The 18,625-nt window shown below is 63.2% G+C and carries 18 protein-coding genes and 1 pseudogene; 9 read left to right on the forward strand and 10 right to left on the reverse strand.

The annotated features are described in order from the left end of the window. Positions 1–64: 64 nt before the first annotated feature. The gene (locus H3028_RS14045) at positions 65–1,186 is read right to left on the reverse strand and encodes a glycerophosphodiester phosphodiesterase (RefSeq protein ID WP_181297652.1); all 1,122 of its coding nucleotides are present in this window, start codon (positions 1,184–1,186) and stop codon (positions 65–67) included. A gap of 151 nt (positions 1,187–1,337) precedes the next feature. Between H3028_RS14045 and H3028_RS14050 the strand changes: the two genes are divergently transcribed. After that, entirely contained in the window at positions 1,338–1,853 is a 516-nt protein-coding gene (locus H3028_RS14050; protein WP_181297654.1) for a dihydrofolate reductase, read from the forward strand. Positions 1,854–1,947: 94 nt separating this feature from the next. After that, positions 1,948–2,592, forward strand: coding sequence for a YitT family protein (locus H3028_RS14055; protein WP_181298148.1), 645 nt, complete (start codon positions 1,948–1,950; stop codon positions 2,590–2,592). Between the two features lie 4 nt (positions 2,593–2,596). On the opposite strand, the gene H3028_RS14060 is transcribed toward H3028_RS14055, so the two are convergent. Further along, positions 2,597–3,052, reverse strand: a complete 456-nt coding sequence (locus H3028_RS14060) for a metallophosphoesterase family protein (RefSeq protein ID WP_181297656.1) — start codon at positions 3,050–3,052, stop codon at positions 2,597–2,599. 107 nt (positions 3,053–3,159) lie between these two features. On the opposite strand from H3028_RS14060, the pseudogene H3028_RS14065 reads away from it, so the two are divergent. After that, positions 3,160–4,168: pseudogene (locus H3028_RS14065) on the forward strand (NAD(P)/FAD-dependent oxidoreductase). Here the strand turns inward: H3028_RS14065 and H3028_RS14070 are convergent. After that, positions 4,169–5,557 carry a uracil-xanthine permease family protein gene (locus H3028_RS14070; protein WP_181297658.1) on the reverse strand — a complete coding sequence of 463 codons (1,389 nt, stop codon included), beginning with the start codon at positions 5,555–5,557 and terminating at the stop codon, positions 4,169–4,171. It lies immediately after the preceding pseudogene. A 380-nt stretch (positions 5,558–5,937) separates the two neighbouring features. Here H3028_RS14070 and H3028_RS14075 point away from each other — a divergent pair, with 380 nt between their 5' ends. Next, positions 5,938–6,297 (forward strand): DUF1090 domain-containing protein, encoded by a 360-nt coding sequence (locus tag H3028_RS14075; RefSeq protein ID WP_181297660.1) that lies wholly within the window; start codon positions 5,938–5,940, stop codon positions 6,295–6,297. 116 nt (positions 6,298–6,413) lie between these two features. On the opposite strand, the gene ilvD is transcribed toward H3028_RS14075, so the two are convergent. Further along, positions 6,414–8,252 (reverse strand): dihydroxy-acid dehydratase, encoded by a 1,839-nt coding sequence (ilvD, locus tag H3028_RS14080; RefSeq protein WP_181297662.1) that lies wholly within the window; start codon positions 8,250–8,252, stop codon positions 6,414–6,416. A 473-nt stretch (positions 8,253–8,725) separates the two neighbouring features. Here ilvD and H3028_RS14085 point away from each other — a divergent pair, with 473 nt between their 5' ends. Beyond that, positions 8,726–9,574 carry an alpha/beta hydrolase gene (locus tag H3028_RS14085; protein WP_181297663.1) on the forward strand — a complete coding sequence of 283 codons (849 nt, stop codon included), beginning with the start codon at positions 8,726–8,728 and terminating at the stop codon, positions 9,572–9,574. A gap of 63 nt (positions 9,575–9,637) precedes the next feature. Here the strand turns inward: H3028_RS14085 and H3028_RS14090 are convergent, their stop codons facing one another. Continuing rightward, on the reverse strand, positions 9,638–10,834 hold the full coding sequence (locus H3028_RS14090; RefSeq protein WP_181297665.1) for a class I SAM-dependent rRNA methyltransferase: 1,197 nt from the start codon (positions 10,832–10,834) through the stop codon (positions 9,638–9,640). A 234-nt stretch (positions 10,835–11,068) separates the two neighbouring features. Next, positions 11,069–11,608, reverse strand: a complete 540-nt coding sequence (locus tag H3028_RS14095) for a type 1 glutamine amidotransferase domain-containing protein (RefSeq protein ID WP_181297667.1) — start codon at positions 11,606–11,608, stop codon at positions 11,069–11,071. A gap of 183 nt (positions 11,609–11,791) precedes the next feature. Between H3028_RS14095 and H3028_RS14100 the strand changes: the two genes are divergently transcribed. The 3 genes from H3028_RS14100 to H3028_RS14110 all read left to right on the forward strand — a co-directional run bounded on the left by H3028_RS14100 (position 11,792) and on the right by H3028_RS14110 (position 13,924). Continuing rightward, positions 11,792–12,601: an HDOD domain-containing protein gene (locus tag H3028_RS14100; protein ID WP_181298149.1), complete on the forward strand. Its 810-nt coding sequence runs from the start codon at positions 11,792–11,794 to the stop codon at positions 12,599–12,601. Positions 12,602–12,656: 55 nt separating this feature from the next. After that, positions 12,657–13,469 carry a bifunctional DNA-formamidopyrimidine glycosylase/DNA-(apurinic or apyrimidinic site) lyase gene (mutM, locus tag H3028_RS14105; protein WP_181297669.1) on the forward strand — a complete coding sequence of 271 codons (813 nt, stop codon included), beginning with the start codon at positions 12,657–12,659 and terminating at the stop codon, positions 13,467–13,469. Positions 13,470–13,582: 113 nt separating this feature from the next. After that, the gene (locus H3028_RS14110) at positions 13,583–13,924 is read left to right on the forward strand and encodes a multidrug transporter (RefSeq protein ID WP_181297671.1); all 342 of its coding nucleotides are present in this window, start codon (positions 13,583–13,585) and stop codon (positions 13,922–13,924) included. Positions 13,925–14,220: 296 nt separating this feature from the next. Here the strand turns inward: H3028_RS14110 and H3028_RS14115 are convergent, their stop codons facing one another. From H3028_RS14115 to H3028_RS14125, 3 genes are all read right to left on the reverse strand, one after another. Further along, positions 14,221–14,472 carry a YfhL family 4Fe-4S dicluster ferredoxin gene (locus tag H3028_RS14115; RefSeq protein ID WP_181297673.1) on the reverse strand — a complete coding sequence of 84 codons (252 nt, stop codon included), beginning with the start codon at positions 14,470–14,472 and terminating at the stop codon, positions 14,221–14,223. A gap of 138 nt (positions 14,473–14,610) precedes the next feature. Beyond that, entirely contained in the window at positions 14,611–15,093 is a 483-nt protein-coding gene (coaD, locus tag H3028_RS14120; protein WP_181297675.1) for a pantetheine-phosphate adenylyltransferase, read from the reverse strand. Positions 15,094–15,294: 201 nt separating this feature from the next. Then, on the reverse strand, positions 15,295–16,725 hold the full coding sequence (locus H3028_RS14125) for a coniferyl aldehyde dehydrogenase (RefSeq protein ID WP_181297677.1): 1,431 nt from the start codon (positions 16,723–16,725) through the stop codon (positions 15,295–15,297). A 132-nt stretch (positions 16,726–16,857) separates the two neighbouring features. Here H3028_RS14125 and H3028_RS14130 point away from each other — a divergent pair, with 132 nt between their 5' ends. Beyond that, positions 16,858–17,517 carry a TetR/AcrR family transcriptional regulator gene (locus tag H3028_RS14130; protein ID WP_181297679.1) on the forward strand — a complete coding sequence of 220 codons (660 nt, stop codon included), beginning with the start codon at positions 16,858–16,860 and terminating at the stop codon, positions 17,515–17,517. 64 nt (positions 17,518–17,581) lie between these two features. Here H3028_RS14130 and H3028_RS14135 read toward each other — a convergent pair whose 3' ends face one another. Continuing rightward, a complete protein-coding gene (locus tag H3028_RS14135; RefSeq protein ID WP_181298150.1) occupies positions 17,582–18,571 on the reverse strand; it encodes a hydrolase in 990 nt (329 codons plus the stop codon). Positions 18,572–18,625 lie beyond the last annotated feature (54 nt).

Raw genomic sequence — 18,625 nt, forward strand, 5'->3', positions numbered from 1 at the left:
CCCTGAATGCCTGACGATCACTCGATACGAGGCCCAGCCGCCCGACGCTGGGCCTCGAATTACCTTATTCGGCGCGCAGGCGTACGGCGATATCCGGCTGATCGATAAACAGCCCGTCGATGCCGGCGTCGAGGTACGCGCGCATCTCAGCCTCGATATCGCCGCGATCGGCGGGTGAATCTCCCTTGCGCAAGTCGGCCGGCAGGAAAGCGTTCTCGGCGCGGAAGGTGTAAGGGTGCACCTTGAGTCCCGCAGCGTGTGCGTTCGGCACGAAGTCGGTGGGCTGGCCAAGGTTGCCGTTGGCATCGCGTGGAATGACGTAGCTCTTTTCCGGGCCGACGCCCGCCGCGTAGCGTGAGATTGCCCTGAGTCCCTCGGCCGTTGCCATCTGGGCGTAGGTCAGGTCGCTGCCGCGTACCTGCTGGTCGTACGGCTGCCCACCGCCGAACAATTGCACCAACCGCAGCTGCGTCAGCCGGCTGAGGGTTTTCAGGTTATCCACTTCGAATGACTGGATGTACACCGGCGCGTGGCGACCGGCGTAGCCGTTGCGGTGGAGCGTGTGCACCAGCGGTTTTTCCATCGCCAGGCCGAGTTTCTGGAAATGGGTCGGGTGCTTGGTCTCCGGATACAGGCCGATGCGCCGGCGCTCGCTCAGCTGCATGGTTTTCACCAGATCGATGATTTCCTGCAGCGTCGGGATTTCCAGGCTGCCGTCGAGACGCGCATTACCGGGGCGGATTTCCGGGATGCGCTCGATGGCTCGCAGGGTTTTCAATTCGGCCAGCGTGAAATCCTCGCTGAACCAGCCGGTCAAGCTGACGCCGTCGACCATCTGGGTGCGCTTGCGGTCAGCGAACTCAGGACGCTGTGACACGTCGGTGGTCAAACCCAACTCATTGTCATGACGCGCCACCAACTCGCCGTCGCGGGTCATCACCAGGTCCGGTTCGATATAGTCGGCGCCCTGCAGTATCGCCAACGCATAGGCGCCAAGGGTGTGCTCGGGCACGTAGCCACTGGCGCCGCGGTGGGCGATCACCAGTGGCTTGGGTTCTTCTCGATGGCCGTGCAGCTTCGCCTCGCGGGTCGCGTCGGGCGAAGCGGCAAAGGCCGCGATTGGCAGCAGCAGGCCGCAAGCGGTTAGCCAGTGGCGCAAAAAGGTGGTGCGGGCAGGGCGGACCATGGGAATTCTCCTCGGGAATGGGAGCAACCAGCCTGGCTGAGATAAATGACGAACCATTGACGTTTCGGAAGAAGAAATATGGCAGCTTTATGATCACGACGTAGTGCTGACACGATGCCGGACAGGCGTTGGCTCTGATATTCTCGCCGCCATGACCCAGTCTCCAATCCCTCTGGCAATGATCGCCGCGCTCGCAGCAGAGCACGTGATCGGCCGTGACAACATCATGCCTTGGCATCTGCCGGCAGACCTCAAACATTTCAAGGCCATGACGCTTGGCAAGCCGATCATCATGGGTCGCAAAACCTGGGATTCGCTCGGTCGTCCGCTGCCGGGCCGGTTGAATCTGGTGGTCAGCCGTCAGCCGGACCTGCGGCTCGACGGCGCCGAAGCCTTCACCAGCCTGGACGCTGCGCTGGTTCGTGCCGAGCAGTGGGCGCGCGAGCAGGGCGTCGACGAACTGATGCTGATTGGCGGCGCGCAGCTCTACGGCCAGGCGCTGAGCCAGGCACAACGCCTCTACCTCACCCGTATCGAAGCCGATCCTGAAGGCGATGCCTTCTTTCCGGCCTTCGATGAAGCCGAATGGCAGCGCACCGACTGTCAGGCGCACCCGGCCCAAGGCGAGGCCCCTGCGTATCGCTTCGAGACCTGGCAGCGGCGCTGAACCGAACCATCCCGATGCTTCCTTGACCGACGCCAAGTTTCCGCTTGGCGTCAGGCTTTATGCTTGCCCATCCGCTCGCCACGAGACTTTCTTCATGCAGAACAAGCCGGACGCCGAGCAGGCGGAGACCATTGCGGCAATATTCGTGCGTCATCCGCTCTGGGAGGATGTGCTTGCGTTGCTGCTCGGGACCGCCATGGTGGCGTTGGGCATTGCCTTTTACAGCCACGCCGGGTTGCTCACCGGCGGCACGGTCGGCCTAGCCTTCCTGCTTAAGTATTTTGCCGGCTGGCCCTTCGGGCTGGTGTTCTTCGCCCTGAACGTCCCGTTCTACGTGCTGGCCATCTGGCGCATGGGTTGGGGCTTCACGCTGCGAACCATTGTCGCGGTGGGGCTGGTGTCGCTGCTGGCCGAACTGACGCCCCATTGGGTCCGTTTCGTCGAACTCAACATCTATTACGCGGCGCTGTTCGGCGGTGTTGCCATGGGCGTCGGCTTGCTGATGCTGTTCCGCCATCGCGCCAGCCTCGGTGGGGTGAACATCCTCGCCCTGTATCTGCAGGAGCGTATCGGCCTGCGCGCCGGCAGTTTCCAGATGGGGATCGATGCGTTGATCGTGCTGGCCGCAGTGTTCATCGTGCCGCCGGAAAAGGTGGCGCTCTCGGTGCTGGGCGCGGTGGCGCTGAATCTGGTGCTGGCGATCAATCACCGCGCCGATCGCTACATGGGCGTCAGTTAGGCCTTCAGCCCAGCGTGACCAGCTGCGCACGTGGCTGGCCGTCTTCGATGTCCAGCAGCGCCACACTGATGGGCAGCTTGAAGCGGCGGCGGCCGGCACTTCCCGGGTTGAGGTAGAGCACGCCGTCGACCTGCTCGATCTTTGGCTGATGTGAGTGCCCGGCGATCACCACGTCGACACGCTCTGCGACGGGGTCGATCCTCATCGTCTTGACGTCGTGTGTGACGTGAATGCGCAGCCCGCCGATCTGCAGATCGAGCCGCTCGGGTATCGCGGCGGCCCAGTCACCGCTGTCGACGTTGCCACTTATGACTTCCAGTGGCGCGAGTTTTCGCAGGCCTTCGAGCACCTCCGGTTTGCCGATATCGCCGGCGTGGATGATGCGCTCGCAGCCTTGCAGGGCCGTGACGGCTTCAGGCCGTAGCAGGCCGTGGGTATCGGAAATGACGCCGATGCGCATGCTGACTCCAGTCATTTCGAGGCGGTTAAAGGTTAGGGCAACCGAGACTTGGCCGCGGTTCGATGTTACGGCACTCTGGCGTCCGCCGAACAATGAGGAATGTGTGAATGGAGCGGGTCGATTGCGTCGTCATTGGTGCCGGTGTGGTGGGGCTTGCGGTCGCGCGGGCACTGGCCCAGGCCGGACGCGAGGTGGTGATACTGGAAGCCGAAGCGGCTATCGGCACCGGCACCAGTTCGCGTAACAGCGAGGTCATTCATGCCGGCATCTACTATCCGCAAGGTTCGCTGAAAGCGCGGCCGGGCGGGATGCGTTGTACGCGTTCTGCGAAAGCCACCGGGTGCCTTATCAACGCTGCGGCAAGCTGATCGTCGCCACTGACGAATCGCAACTGGCGGGACTCCGGGCGCTACAGGCGCACGCCCAGGCATCGTCGACAGCCATGCCTTGATGCGGGCGCTGCAAGGCGATGCCGAAGCGGCGGGTGCGCTGCTGGCGTTTCACGCGCCGGTGGAGGCGATGGAGGTGACGGACGCGGGGCTACGGGTCGAGGTCGGCGGAGGCGAGCCGATGACGCTGCTTGCCACGAGCGTGATCAACTGCGCTGGGCACGCGGCGCCAGTGGTCGCGGCGCGCACCCGCGGCCAGGCCGCCGATTCGGTGCCTTCGCGGTACTTCGCCAAGGGCAGTTATTTCAGCCTGGCGGCGCCGACGCCTTTCCGGCATCTGATCTATCCGCTGCCCGAACCTGGCGGGCTAGGTGTGCACCTGACGCTGGATCTCGGCGGCCAGGCCCGTTTTGGCCCGGACGTGCAATGGGTCGATTCACTTGACTACCAGATAGATGCCCATCGCGCCGACAGCTTCTACGCCGCAATCCGCCGCTATTGGCCAGCATTGCCGGACGGCGCGCTGCAGCCGGCCTATACCGGGATCCGTCCGAAGATCAGCGGACCTGGCGAGCCTGCCGCGGACTTTCGCATCGACGGGCCTGCCGAACACGAAATCGCTGGACTGGTGAACCTGTTCGGCATCGAATCGCCCGGGCTTACTGCCGCCCTGGCGATTGCTGATGAGGTCTGCCAGCGCCTCGCCCAGGGGCCTCGCGCCGGTTGATCAGACGGGATCCTGCTCAGCGCTAGCCGGCGATTCGGGCAGGAACCAGTTCATCACCAGGGCGCAGATGCCGCCGGTAGCTACACCGGATTCCAGCACGTTGCGCAGTGCCACCGGCAGGTTCGCGAGGAATTCCGGTACCTGGGAAAAGCCCAGACCCAGCGCCAGCGAAACCGAAATGATCAGCAGCGCGCGGCGATCAAGCTTGATACCCGCGAGGATGTTGATGCCGGCTGCCGCCACTGCACCGAACATCACCAGCGCGGCCCCACCCAGCACAGGCTCAGGCACGGCCTGCAGTACGCCGGCGACCACCGGAAACAGGCCGAGCACCACCAGCATCACCGCGATCCACATGCCGACGTAGCGGCTGGCGATTCCGGTCAGCTGGATGATGCCGTTGTTCTGCGCGAACACCGAACTGGGGAAGGTATTGAACACGCCCGCCAACAGCGAGTTGGCGCCGTTGACCAGCACGCCGCCCTTGATGCGCTGCATCCACACTGGGCCCTCGACGGGCTTCTGCGAGAGCTTGCTGGTAGCGGTGATGTCGCCGATCGCTTCCAGCGAGGTGACCAGGTAAATCACCACCATGGGAATGAACAGGCTCCAGGAGAAGCCCAGGCCGAAGTGCAGCGGCATCGGCACTTCGAACAGCTCGGCTTCGCGCATGCCAGTGAAATCCAGGCGACCCAGGTAGGCGGCCAGTGCGTAGCCGATGGCCAGCGCGATGATGATTGCGCAGCTGCGCATCCACACCACCGGCAGCCGGTTGAGCACGACGATGGCGCCCAGCACGACGCCTGAAAGCAGCAGATTCTCACGGCTGGCGAAGCTGCCGTCGCCCATCGCCGCATAGCCGCCGCCCATGCTGATCAAGCCGACCTTGATCAGCGTCAGGCCGATCATCAGCACGACGATGCCGGTCACCAGCGGCGTGATTAGCCGCTTGATGAACGGCAGCACGCGCGAGACGCCCATTTCGATGAAGGACCCGGCGATGACTACCCCGAAGATCGCCGCCATCACCGACTCCACCGGCGTGCCCTGCTTGACCATCAGCACGCCACCGGCGATCAGCGGGCCGACGAAATTAAAGCTGGTGCCCTGCACGATCAGCAGCCCGGCACCCAGCGGGCCGAAGCGCTTGCACTGGACGAAGGTGGCGATTCCGGAAATCACCAGCGACATGGAAACGATGATATTGGTGTCGCGCGGCGACACGCCGATAGCCTGGCAGATCAGCAATCCCGGCGTCACGATCGGCACGATGATCGCCAGCAGATGCTGCAGGGCGGCGAGAAAGGCGATCCAGGGGCGGGGCCGGTCATCGAGTCCGTAGACCAGATCGTTACGAAGCTCATCAGGGGAGGACTTCAGCGCGCTCATGGCATGCTCCGGAAAAAAGAGCGTGATTCTACGTGGCTGCGCCGATGGGGCACAGCTGAACCTGTCGATTGCAAAGCGGGCCAGGAGCGAAGTCTTCTGCCCCTCTCGTGTAAGGCGGGCAAGACCGAGCGGGTGCAATTTCAATCGAATCACAGCCTGACGGCGATCGCGTTGCGGCATCCACCAGCGGCTCACGCATGTACCGGCGCTAGCTGCAGATGCCCGTTGACCCGTTGCTGATCCGTAGGGTTTTCGCGCGCTCAACTGCGCCTGGCTTCGTAGCTGACGCCCGGCTGCGTGCCTTCTGCTTCTTGTTTGTTACCGCAACGATTCCCGGAACGTGCGTGCTAGGGTCTATAGGTCCACGAGGAGCGCTACGAATGAAGTATGCAATTGCCACCATTTCGCTGATGTTAGCCACAGGCTTGGTCCAGGCGCAGGAAAGCTGCGCCGCAAAGGAAGCGGAAATCAGCCGGCAACTGGAGCATGCCCGGGAGCATGGGAATGACAGGCGTGTCCGGGGTCTGGAAACCGCGCAGAAGGAGGTGCAGGCGCACTGCACCGACGCGGGCCTGCAGGCCGAGCGGCAGGAGGATATCGACGAAGCGCGTGATGAGGTGGCTGAGCGAGAGGCCGACCTGCAAGAGGCGCTGGAGGATGGCTCGCCGGAGAAAATCGAGAAACGCCAGCGCAAGCTGCGCGAAGCGCAGGACGGGTTGCGTGAAGCGTCGGAAGACTGACCGCTGACACGACAGTGATAGGCATTGCGGTTATTGACGCCTGTCCGACGCGCCAGAGCGGACTGAAACGGCGAGCCCGGCACTTGGCCGGGCTCGCAGAACAACAGCAAGGGCTATCAGCCGTCCAGCATCGCCTTGTTGCGCACCGCGCCTTTGTCGGCGCTGGTGGCGAGCAGGGCGTAGGCCTTGAGTGCCGTGGTCACCTTGCGCGCGCGCGGTGCGGCGGGCTTCCAGCCTTTCTTGTCCTGCTCGATGCGGCGGTGGGACAGCTCTTCATCGCTGACCTGCAGCTGGATGCTGCGGTTGGGGATGTCGATCAGCACCTTGTCGCCGTCCTGCACCAGGCCGATGGCACCGCCCGCGGCGGCTTCCGGAGAGGCGTGGCCGATGGACAGGCCCGAAGTGCCCCCGGAGAAGCGGCCGTCGGTGAGCAGGGCGCAGTCTTTCCCCAGCCCCTTGGACTTCAGGTATGAGGTCGGGTAGAGCATTTCCTGCATGCCCGGGCCGCCTTTCGGGCCTTCGTAGCGGATGATGACGATGTCGCCGGCCTTCACCTCGTCGTTGAGGATGCCCTTCACGGCGCTGTCCTGGCTCTCGAAGATCTTGGCGGTCCCTTCGAACACATGGATGGATTCGTCCACGCCCGCGGTTTTCACCACGCAGCCATCGAGCGCGATGTTGCCGTAGAGCACGGCCAGGCCACCTTCCTGGGAATAGGCGTGCTCGACGCTGCGGATGCAGCCGTTTTCACGGTCGTCATCCAGGCTGTCCCAACGGGTCGACTGGCTGAATGCCGTCTGCGTCGGAATGCCGCCCGGGCCGGCCTTGAAGAAGGTGTGTACCGCTTCGTCCTGGGTCTGGGTGATGTCCCACTGGGCAATGCCTTCGGCAAGGGTCCGGCTATGGACGGTGGGCACGTCGGTGTGCAGCAGGCCGCCACGGGCCAGCTCGCCGAGGATGGAGAAGATGCCGCCGGCGCGGTGCACGTCTTCCATGTGGTACTTCTGGATGTTCGGCGCGACCTTGCACAGCTGCGGCACCTTGCGCGACAGAGCGTCGATGGCGCGCAGGTCGAAGTCGACCTCGGCTTCCTGAGCCGCAGCCAGCAGGTGCAGGATGGTGTTGGTGGAACCACCCATGGCGATGTCCAGGGTCATGGCGTTCTCGAATGCCTTGCGACTGGCGATGTTGCGCGGCAGCACAGACTCGTCGCCTTCGCCGTAATAACGCTGGCACAGCTCGACGACGGTGCGCCCGGCGCGCAGGAACAGCTGCTCGCGGTCGCTGTGGGTCGCCAGGGTCGAACCGTTGCCAGGCAGGGCGAGGCCTAGGGCTTCGGCCAGGCAGTTCATGGAATTGGCGGTGAACATGCCGGAGCAGCTGCCGCAGGTCGGGCAGGCACTGCGCTCGTACTCGGCTACCTTCTCGTCGGAAGCGCTTTCATCGGCGGCGATGACCATCGCATCGACAAGGTCCAGGCCGTGGCTAGCCAGCTTGGTTTTGCCGGCTTCCATCGGACCGCCGGAGACGAATACCACCGGGATGTTCAGGCGCAGCGCGGCCATCAGCATGCCGGGGGTGATCTTGTCGCAGTTGGAGATGCAGACGATGGCGTCGGCGCAGTGCGCGTTGACCATGTATTCCACCGAGTCAGCGATGATCTCGCGCGACGGCAGCGAATAGAGCATGCCGTCGTGGCCCATGGCGATGCCGTCGTCGACCGCGATGGTGTTGAACTCCTTGGCCACGCCGCCGGCCTTTTCGATCTCACGGGCGACCAGCTGGCCAAGATCCTTCAGGTGCACGTGACCGGGCACGAACTGGGTGAAGGAGTTGGAGATGGCGATGATCGGCTTCTTGAAGTCTTCGTCCTTCATGCCGGTGGCGCGCCACAGCGCGCGGGCACCGGCCATGTTGCGGCCGTGCGTGGAGGTTTTCGAGCGGTAATCGGGCATGACGGTTCCTGCGGCTAATCAGCGGTTCGAATAGTGCTTATGGTGAGCGTCACCAGTGCCGCGTGCAACGGTAGGTGACCGTGCGTGCGGTGGGGCCGGATCGAGGCGGGGTATCGCTCGGGCGGCCTGGGCTCATGGCCCGCCGGGGGGTGATGGCGAGGAATGGGGCTGATTCTACGCCCGTTCCCGCCCGCGAGCCAGGCGGCGCGATTACCGGCTTTCTTCGACGGCTGCGCGCATCAACACGGTAATTAATGACGGATTATTCATGCCGGTCAATTTCAGCCGTTCGTCCCCCCGTCGACCCCCTCGAGTGGCATCCCGGTTTCGGCTGGCTAGGGTTGTCTCGGGCCGACTGGCCACTCTGTCGCGCCGAATGCCGGGCGATGGCGCGATAAAGACCTGCAGTGCGCATTCGCATGTCAGCCGGGGCGAGCGTCATACCACCGATCAGAACAACAAGAGGAATGCAGATGCTAGACATCAAACTCAGCTGCCTTGTCGCAGCGCTGGGCGTGGCACTTTGCGGGTCTGCCATGGCGGCGCCGCTACCGGACACGCCCGGTACGCCGTTTCCAAATGTATCGAACTTCGACCGCTCCGGCCCCTACGCCACAACCAGTCGCAGCGAAGGCCCGAACTGTCGCGTCTACCGACCCTCCACGCTCGGGCAGAACGGCGTGCGGCATCCGGTAGTGCTGTGGGGCAACGGAACCGGGACAGGGCCGACGGCATATTCCGGTCTGTTGTCGCACTGGGCCAGTCATGGGTTCGTTGTCGCTGCAGCAGAGACATCGAATGCCGGGACGGGGGAACAGATGCTGGCATGTCTGGATTATCTGGTGCAGGAAAGCAATCGCACCTATGGCACCTACGTTGGCGTACTCAATACCGGCCGAGTCGGTACATCCGGTCATTCCCAGGGGGGTGGCGGTTCGATCATGGCCGGGCAGGATGATCGTGTGAGCGTTACCGCGCCAATCCAGCCCTACACCATCGGCCTGGGCCACGATCCGGCGTCCCAGCGGAATCAGCAGGGTCCGATGTTTCTGATGTCAGGCGGTGGTGACACCATCGCGTTTCCCTACCTCAACGCACAGCCGGTCTACACGCGGGCCAATGTACCGGTGTTCTGGGGGGAGCGGCGTTATGTCAGCCATTTCGAGCCGGTCGGTGATGGTGGGGCCTATCGCGGACCGTCGACCGCCTGGTTCCGCTATCACCTGATGGAAGATGAAACGGCCCGTAGCACCTTCTACGGTCGCTTCTGCGGGCTGTGTACCAGTGTTTTGTGGACCGAACAGCGCAAAGACATCGAGTAAGGCGTCCGACGAAGCCCCCGCACAGGTGCTTGGTGCGAGGGCTTCGTTCGTTTGGCAGCGGGATCAGCTGTTGGGCAGGATGCGGCAGGTGATGCTCTTGATATAGCGCGTTTCGGGGATTGCAGGGTGGACCGGGTGATCCGGACCCTGGCCGCCGCGCTCGAGCAGCTGAATGTTGCGATCCAGGTGGCGTGCGCTGCCGAGCAGGATGTTCTGCAGGTTGTCTTCCTCCAGGTGCATGGAGCAACTGGCGCTGATCAGAATGCCGTCCTTGTTCAGCAAGCGCATGGCGGTTTCGTTGAGGCGGCGGTAGGCGGCCTCGCCGTTCTTCAGGTCTTTTTTGCGTTTGATGAAGGCTGGCGGGTCGGTGATGACCACATCGAAGCGCTCTTCGGCGTTCTTCAGCTCTTTCATCGCTTCGAAGGCATCGCCCTCGACACAAGTCATCTTTTCCGCCACGCCATTGAGCGCAGCGTTGCGCTCGACGCCATCGAGGGCGAATGCCGAGGCGTCCACGCAGAACACTTCGCTGGCGCCGAATGCCGCGGCCTGTACGCCCCAGCCGCCGATGTAGCTGAACAGGTCGAGCACCCGTTTGCCTTTGACGTAGGGCGCCAGGCGCGCGCGGTTCATCCGGTGATCGTAGAACCAGCCGGTCTTCTGGCCTTGCAGGACCGGTGCTTCGAACTTCACGCCGTTCTCTTCCAGCTCGACCCATTCCGGGACGACGCCGAAAGCGGTGTCCACGTAGCGTTCGAGCCCTTCGGCGTCGCGCGCGCTGGAATCGTTCTTCCACAGCACACCACGGGGCTTGAGCACCTGCACCAGGGCTTCGAGCACGGCGTCCTTGTTGCGCTCCATGGTCGCCGAGGCCAGCTGCACCACCAGATGGTCATGGAAACGGTCCACCACCAGGCCCGGCAGCAGGTCGGAATCGCCGTAGATCAGGCGGTAGCAGGGTTGATCGAACAAGCGATCGCGCAGCGACAGGGCGACCTGGATGCGATGCACCAGCAGCGATTTGTCCAGGCTGTGCTTGAGGTCACGCGACAGCAGGCGCGCGCAGATCAGGTTGTTCGGCGACACACCGACAATGCCCAGTGGCTTGCCGCCCGCTGCCTCGAGAATCGCCTGATCACCGGCGGCAAAACCGCTCAGCGGGGTAGCGGCCGTGTCCACCTCGTTGCTGTAGACCCACAGATGACCGGCGCGCAGGCGGCGATCGGCGTTGGCTTTGAGGCGCAGGCTGGGCAGGCTCATCGAGAGGGCTCCGGGAAAAGGGCGGGATTATAGGCGACAGGGCCGACAAAAGCGCTGGCCGTATGCAGCGACGTAGGATGGGGTGAAACCCGACCACCACCGGTCCGGCAATCGCATCGACCATCAGGCTGCGCGGGACGATAGCTGAACAGGCTTGGTCGGTGGCAGCTAACCGGAGGCTTGACGGGTTGCACGCGCCTCTAACTGTCCTGCGCTCGCCTCCGGCTTCTTGCGTCAGGCCGCGAGCGCCTTGACCAACGCTTCGCTGAACGCCGGGATGTCGTCCGGCTTGCGGCTGCTGATCAGATGCCCATCGACCACCACCTGCTCGTCTACCCAATCGGCGCCGGCATTTTTCAAGTCGTCGGTCAGCGACGGCCAGCTGGTCATGCGCTTGCCCTTGACCAGGTCGGAGGAGGCCAGCAGCCAGGCGCCGTGGCAGATGACGGCGATCGTCTTGTTCGCACGTGCCGCGTCACGCACCAGCTCCTGGGCCATCTCATCGGTGCGGATTGTGTCGGAGTTGACCACACCGCCGGGGAGCAGCAGCGCGTCATAGTCCTCCATACGGATACTGTCGAACGTATCGTCGACATGGAACTTGGTGGCGGGCGTCGTGTGGTTCCAGCCAGTCACCTCGCCATTCTTCGCGGAGATGATGTGCACGGTGGCGCCTTTGTTCTCCAGCGCCTCCTTGGGTCCGGTCAGTTCGACCTGCTCGAAGCCGTCGGTTACCAGAACCGCCACGCGTTTGCCGTTGAGTAACTCGGCCATTTCGTTCCTCCTCGTAGGATTGGTTAGGTATCCAGATTGGAGCTACTTGAAATCCGACCATGTTCTCGGCCAAAGTTCGCACTCATTTCCATGATGGCTAAGTGCTATTCACCGGGCCGGGTCACTCTCATGACAATCGAACTCTCCGATGAGCAGATCCGCAGCGTGCTGCAGGGCATCAGCGTGCCGCCGCAGCCGCAGATCATGGTCGACCTGCAGATGGAACAGGTCATGCCGGACCCGGATCTGCGTACCATCGCCCGGCTAATCAGCCAGGACCCGGGCCTCTCCGGCGCGCTGCTGAAGACCGTCAACTCACCCTTCTTCGGCCTCGCCAACCGCATCGCATCGATTCAGCAAGCGGTCAACCTGCTGGGCTGTCGTTCCGTGATCAACCTGATCAATGCGCAATCGATTCGGGGTGAGCTGAGCGACGCGGCGATTGTCACGCTCAACCGGTTCTGGGATACCGCGCAGGACGTCGCCATGACCAGCCTGTCCCTCGCCAAGCGCATCGGACATCCGGCGCCCGATGAGGCCTACACCTTGGGTCTGTTCCATAACTGTGGCATTCCGTTGATGCTCACACGCTTTCCCAACTACATGGGTGTGCTGGAGGAAGCCTATGCCAGCGCCAGCGCCGAGACGCGAGTGACCGATATCGAGAACCGCGTGTTCAATACCAACCACGCGGTCGTGGGGTATTTCGTTGCGAGGTCATGGAAGCTGCCGGCTCACCTATGCGAGGCCATCGCCAACCACCACAACGCTTTCGCGCTGTTTGACGACGAATGGAGCGACGCGCAGATAAAGACCTTGTTGGCGATCCTGAAAATGGCCGAGCATATCTGCGCCTGCCACCGAGTGCTTGGCGATCAGCCGGATGATCGTGAATGGGAGGCGGTGGCGCAGCAGGTGCTCGAGTACGTCGGGCTGTCTGAGTATGATTTCGACTATCTCAAGGGCAGCATTCGCGAACTGGGCGTGAGCTGACCGTGCGTGCCAATAGCTGCTAAGGTCGCCTCCCGGTTTATTTTCGATAGCCTGTATGCCCGAACTTCCTGAAGTCGAAACCACCCGTCGCGGTATCGAGCCGCACCTGGTCGGCCAGCGTGTCAGCCGCGTGATCGTGCGTGAGCGCCGGCTGCGTTGGCCGATTCCGGACGATCTCGATGCGCGCCTGTCCGGTCAGCGCGTCGAGGCGGTCGAGCGGCGCGCGAAGTATCTGTTGATCAAGGCCGAGGTCGGCACCTTGATCGCCCATCTAGGCATGTCCGGTAGCCTGCGGCTGGTACCGGCGGACCTGCCGGTGGGCAAGCACGAGCATGTCGATATCGTCCTCGATACCGGCATGGCGCTGCGCTACACCGATCCCCGCCGCTTCGGTGCGCTGCTCTGGAGCGACGCGCCGCTGAGTCATGTCCTGCTCGCCAATCTCGGCCCGGAGCCGCTCGGCGATGCCTTCGATGGCGACCGCCTGTTCCAGCTGTCACGCGGGCGCAGCATGGCGATCAAGCCGTTCATCATGGATAACGCGGTGGTGGTGGGTGTCGGCAACATCTACGCGAGCGAGGCGCTATTCGCCGCTGGCATCGATCCGCGGCGGGCAGCCGGTACGATCTCGCGGGCGCGTTATCTCAAGCTCGCCGCCGAGATCAAGCGGGTACTCGCCTACGCCATCGAACGCGGCGGGACGACCCTGCGCGATTTTGTCGGCGGCGACGGCAAGCCCGGCTATTTCCAGCAGGAGCTATTCGTCTATGGTCGTGGCGGGGCGTTTTGTAAGAGCTGCGGTTCGACCCTGCGCGAGATCCGCCTTGGACAGCGCGCCAGTGTCTACTGCGGACGCTGCCAGCGATAATGCTACGGCTGCGCAGGCATTGACGGCGTTCACGATCAACAACGGCTAGCCGCTGCTATAGTGACCGCCACAACAATCATCTGCCTCGTTTCGTCCAGCTGAAGGACCACACCATGAAACTGTTTCGCTCCACTGCTGTTGTCTTGGCCCTCTCCACCGGCCTGCTGGCGATGCCCGTACAGGCGCAATCGGTGCAGCAGAACGCTAGCGGCGATCCGATGTACACCGTCGAAGCGCCCAAGGCATTCTCCATCGTCGGCGACCTGCTGATTGCCCGCCCGCTGCTGATCGCGGCCACCGCCATCGGCGCCGGCCTGTTCGTCGTCAGCCTGCCGTTCAGCGCCATGGGTGGTGGCATCAAGGAAACCGGCCAGGCGCTGGTGATCGAGCCCGGTGCTGCTGCGTTCGCCCGTTGCCTGGGTTGCACCCGCGTCGGCTATAACCGCCAGGACTGACTCCGTCAGCGTCAGCAGGCCGGAACATCCAACCTGCTTCCCACGGCTTCGCCGCTTGAATGCGCGCGAAGCCGTGTCGTTTTTGAGCAATCGACTCTGCTTCTCCGCACACAGGCTCATGCAATCTCACGCATGAGCCGTACTGGGACACAAACGGAGGTTTCGGATTGTGCGGGCAAGCTTGCCGATATGCAGCTCGTTTCGGAGCGCAGGCAGCGTGCGGAGCGGGAGCGGCGCGGTGGGATCGCCCGACGGGTTGACCTGACCCGAGCGAGAGGGGGCGCCAATGTTGCTGATCAGGCCTTGCCAGTGATGATCAGGTACTTCTGCATCAACTCGTCCTTGCTCTCAACGTTGCTTTCGTCAAGTGGGATGCAGTCCACCGGGCAGACTTGCTGACACTGCGGTTCGTCGTAATGGCCGACGCACTCGGTACAGAGATTGGGATCGATGACGTAGATTTCCTCGCCTGGAGAAATCGCGCTGTTCGGGCACTCGGGCTCGCATACATCGCAGTTGATGCAGTCATCGGTGATGATCAGGGACATCCAGCTAACTCCAGCTGCGGCATGAGCCGCAGCGCAGGTAAAAACGACGCGCCAATTTTGCCGCATCCGCTCGCCGGGTGCACGCGGCAGTGTTTCGGCCTGTGCCGGCATTGCGCTCCATACGCGCACACGAGGGCTCTAGCGTGAGGCGTAGCGCTGGGTCAGCGCCTTCATGACCGAAGGGTGAACGAACTTGGTGACGTCGCCGCCGAGCCTGGCGATTTCGCGCACCAGGGTCGACGAAATGTAGGAAAACTTTTCCGACGGCGTCAGAAACAGGCTTTCGACGTCCGGCGCCAGTTGCCGATTCATGTTGGCCAACTGGAATTCATACTCGAAATCGGAAACCGCGCGCAGGCCACGCAGCAGGACGTTGGCCTTCTGCTCAATGACGAAGTGTGCCAGCAACGTAGAGAAACCCAGCACTTTCACGTTCGGCAGGTGCGCGGTCACTTCCTGCGCCAGTGCGACGCGCTGTTCAAGCGGGAACAGCGGATTTTTGTTGGGGCTGGCAGCGACCGCAATGATTACCTCGTCGAACAGGCGTGAGGCGCGCTCGACCAGGTCGGTGTGGCCCATGGTGATCGGGTCGAAGGTTCCCGGATACAACACTCGATTCATCGCGGCGTCCTGACGCAGGCGTGGGGGTCTGGATGGTAGCGGCTCGGTAACGGCAGCGCAAAGCTTCAAGGCGGATGGCATCTTCGTCGTGGTCAGGCTCGCCGGCGCCAGCCAGGGCCGCACTGCCAAACAAGCCGACCCGGAGCAGGCTGCCGCTGAGGAAGTGATCGGTGTGTGCCGTTTCTGTGTCACCGGTGCGGTTCAGCGTACGAGGAGCTTGTAGACCAGCCTCTGCAGCGCCTTGCCGTAAGGTGGGTAGACCATCCGCGCGGCATTGAAGCGCTGTTTGATGAATACTCCCTTGGCCTTGCTGAAGGTCAGGAATCCCTCGCGCCCGTGGTAATGGCCCATGCCGGAGGGGCCGATGCCGCCGAAGGGCAGGTCATCTTGGGCGACGTGCAACAGGGTATCGTTGAGGCAGACGCCGCCGGAGTGGGTGTCACGCAGCACGCGGCGCTGCTCCGCCCTGTCGTATCCGAAGTAATAGAGTGCCAGCGGGCGCGGGCGGGCATTGACGTAGGCGAGCGCCTGATCGAAATCATCGTAGGGCACGACGGGCAGTAGCGGGCCGAAGATCTCATCCTGCATCACCTGCATGTCGTCCGTGACGTCCAATAACAAATGGTGCGGCATACGTCGTCCCTGGCCTTGTTCGAACAGCGGCAAGAGGCGGGCGCCTTTGCCCTGGGCATCGTCGAGGTAGCCTTGCAGCCGAGCGTGGTGACGCGCATTGACGATGGTGGTGTAGTCCGGGTTGTCGGTCAGCTGTGGATAGAAACGCCGGACTACTTGACGATACGCCTCGACGAAGCCATCAACACGCTGCCTCGGGATCAGTACGTAGTCCGGGGCAACACAGGTCTGGCCCGCATTGAGCGTCTTGCCGAAGGCGATGCGCTCTGCCGCGTCAGCGATCGGCACGCCAGCCGAGACAATGGCCGGCGACTTGCCTCCCAGTTCGAGTGTCACCGGGGTCAGGTTTTCCGCCGCGGTGCGCATGACCTGCCGGCCGACGCTGGTGCTGCCGGTAAACAGAAGGTGATCGAGGGGTAAGCGCGAGAAGGCGATGCCGACGTCGGCATCGCCGAGTACCACCGCGACCTGATCTTCCGGAAAGATCTGCGCGAGCAACTCGTGCAGCAGTCGCCCGGTGATCGGAGTGGATTCGCTCATTTTCAGCATGACCCGATTGCCCGCAGCGAGCGCGCCGATCAATGGGCCAATGGCCAGGTAGAGCGGATAGTTCCAGGGAACGATGATGCCGACTACCCCGAGCGGCTGGTACACGACCTTCGCGCCGGCCGGCCGAAACGCCATGCCGACGCGTCGCCGCGAGGGCTGCATCCATTGACGTAGATTGCGCTTGGCGTGTTGGATACCGTGCAGGCTGGGCATGATCTCTGCGAGCCGCGTTTCGTCTGCCGAGCGATTGCCGAAGTCCTCGCTAATAGCCTCGATCAGCGGCTGCTGATGACTGGCAAGCAGATCGTGCAACGCCTCCAGCGCCTGGAGGCGATCTTCGGTGGTCGGGTCCGGGTTGGCCTGGAAGGCGCTGCGTTGGCGCTCGAATAACGAGTGCAGGCATTCACCCTCGAGGGCGGATTGATTCAGGTAAGTGACATCGGCAAGCACGGGCGATGCTCCGGAAAAGGGCAGGTGCTGTGGATCTAGAGTTAATACTCTAGTCCGCCAATCGGATGCAAGGCTACGGCTGCCGGGTTACCTTTGCCCTCCCGTTTAGCGAGACGGATGAACCTCTGCGCAATGGCCCTCCGATCGAAGACCCGTGACCGTATCCTTCAGACCAGCCTGCAATTGTTCAATGCGCAGGGCGAGCGCAGCGTCACGACCAACCACATCGCTGCGCACCTGGATATCTCGCCGGGCAATCTTTATTACCACTTCCGTAACAAGCAAATGATCATTGCCGAGCTCTTCGGCCGGTATGAGGCCGAGGTGGACGCCTTTATGCAATTGCCTGAGGGACGCCCGCTGACCATCGATGACAAGACCCGCTACCTTGAGGCGCTGCTCTCATCGATGTGGGACTACCGTTTCCTGCATCAGGATCTCGAGCACCTGCTGACCAGTGACGAAGGCCTGGCCGAGCGCTATCGGCGCTTCGCCAAGCGCCATCTGCTGAGCGCGCAACGCATCTATCAGGGTTTCGTCGATGCCGGGATCCTCCAGATGACGCCGCCGCAGGTGGAGGCGCTGGCCGTCAACGCCTGGATCATCACGACTTCCTGGATCCGCTTCCTGTGCACATTGAACGGCGCGCCGGATGAGGCATTGGATCGGGACACGCTGCGCCGAGGCATTTTCCAGCTAGTGGCGCTCGAAGAGGGGTTCGTGACGGAGGCGGCACGCCCCGCTGTGTCCGGGTTGCTTTCGCAGCTGCGAGGGCCGTTTACGGCGGGTTGAGCGCTCTAGGAACTGGCTCCGATGGGTCGCAGGTATCTTGGGCGATGGCGAAACACGACCCAGGCTAAGGCTCTGTCAGCCACTGCGGGATACGCCGCTCCAGGTAATACTGCGGCTTGATCAGCGAGCCCTCGACGAAGCCGACGTGACCGCCGCTGTGGTGCAGTTCCAGGGTTGTGCACGCCGAGAGTTCATCTGAGTCGGGCACGCTGTGGCGGAACACGAAGGGGTCATCTTCGGCCTGGATCAGCAGCGTCGGGATGCGGATGTCTGGCAGGAAATAACGGCTCGAGGCGCGGCGGTAGTAGTCATTGGCGTCGGCGTAGCCATGCAGCGGGGCGGTGAAGCGACCGTCGAAATCCCAGAACGTCCGCATGCCTTGCAGCGAGCCGAGGCGCTCGAGCGCCGACAGGTGCTCGGTGTTGCCCTGGCGGGCGAACAGCTGCTGCTTGTCTTTCACATAGCCCACCATTTCGCGCATGAAGTGCGCCTGGTAAACCCGCGAAAAGCCCAGTCCGATACGGTCAGCGCACTGATCCAGTCGATAAGGCACCGAGACCGCCACGGCTCGCTGCAGCGGTGCCGCCGTGCCGGTTTCGCCGAGGTACTTGAGCAGTACGTTGCCGCCCAGCGAATAGCCCACCGCATACAGCGGCGCCAGCGGTCGTGCAGCCTGGAGATGCGCGATGACTTCGGCCAGATCGTCACTGGCACCGGAGTGATAGGCTCGTGGTAGCAGATTCGGCTCACCGGAACAGCCGCGCCAGTTGATCGCGGCGCTGGTCCAGCCGCGTTCGGCCAGTTGGCGCTGTAAGCCGAGGACATAGTGGGAACGGGAAGAGCCGGTCAGCCCGTGCAGCACCAACACCAGCGGCGCCGTCAGCTCATGCGGGCCGTGCCAATCAAGGTCGATGAAGTCGCCGTCGGCCAGCCACAGCCGCTCGCGGCGCCGCTGCAGCGAGGGCGCACGACGGCAGAACGGGTTCCACAGGGTCTGCAAATGACCGCCGGGCAACCACCAGGCGGGCGTGAAGGTCGTGCCAGGCGCAGGTATAACGGCGGTGTCGGGGATGGTTGCGGACACTGAATGGCCCTGTTACTGGTTACG

The organism is Pseudomonas sp. Q2-TVG4-2 (assembly GCF_013620795.1).
Lineage (GTDB): Bacteria > Pseudomonadota > Gammaproteobacteria > Pseudomonadales > Pseudomonadaceae > Stutzerimonas.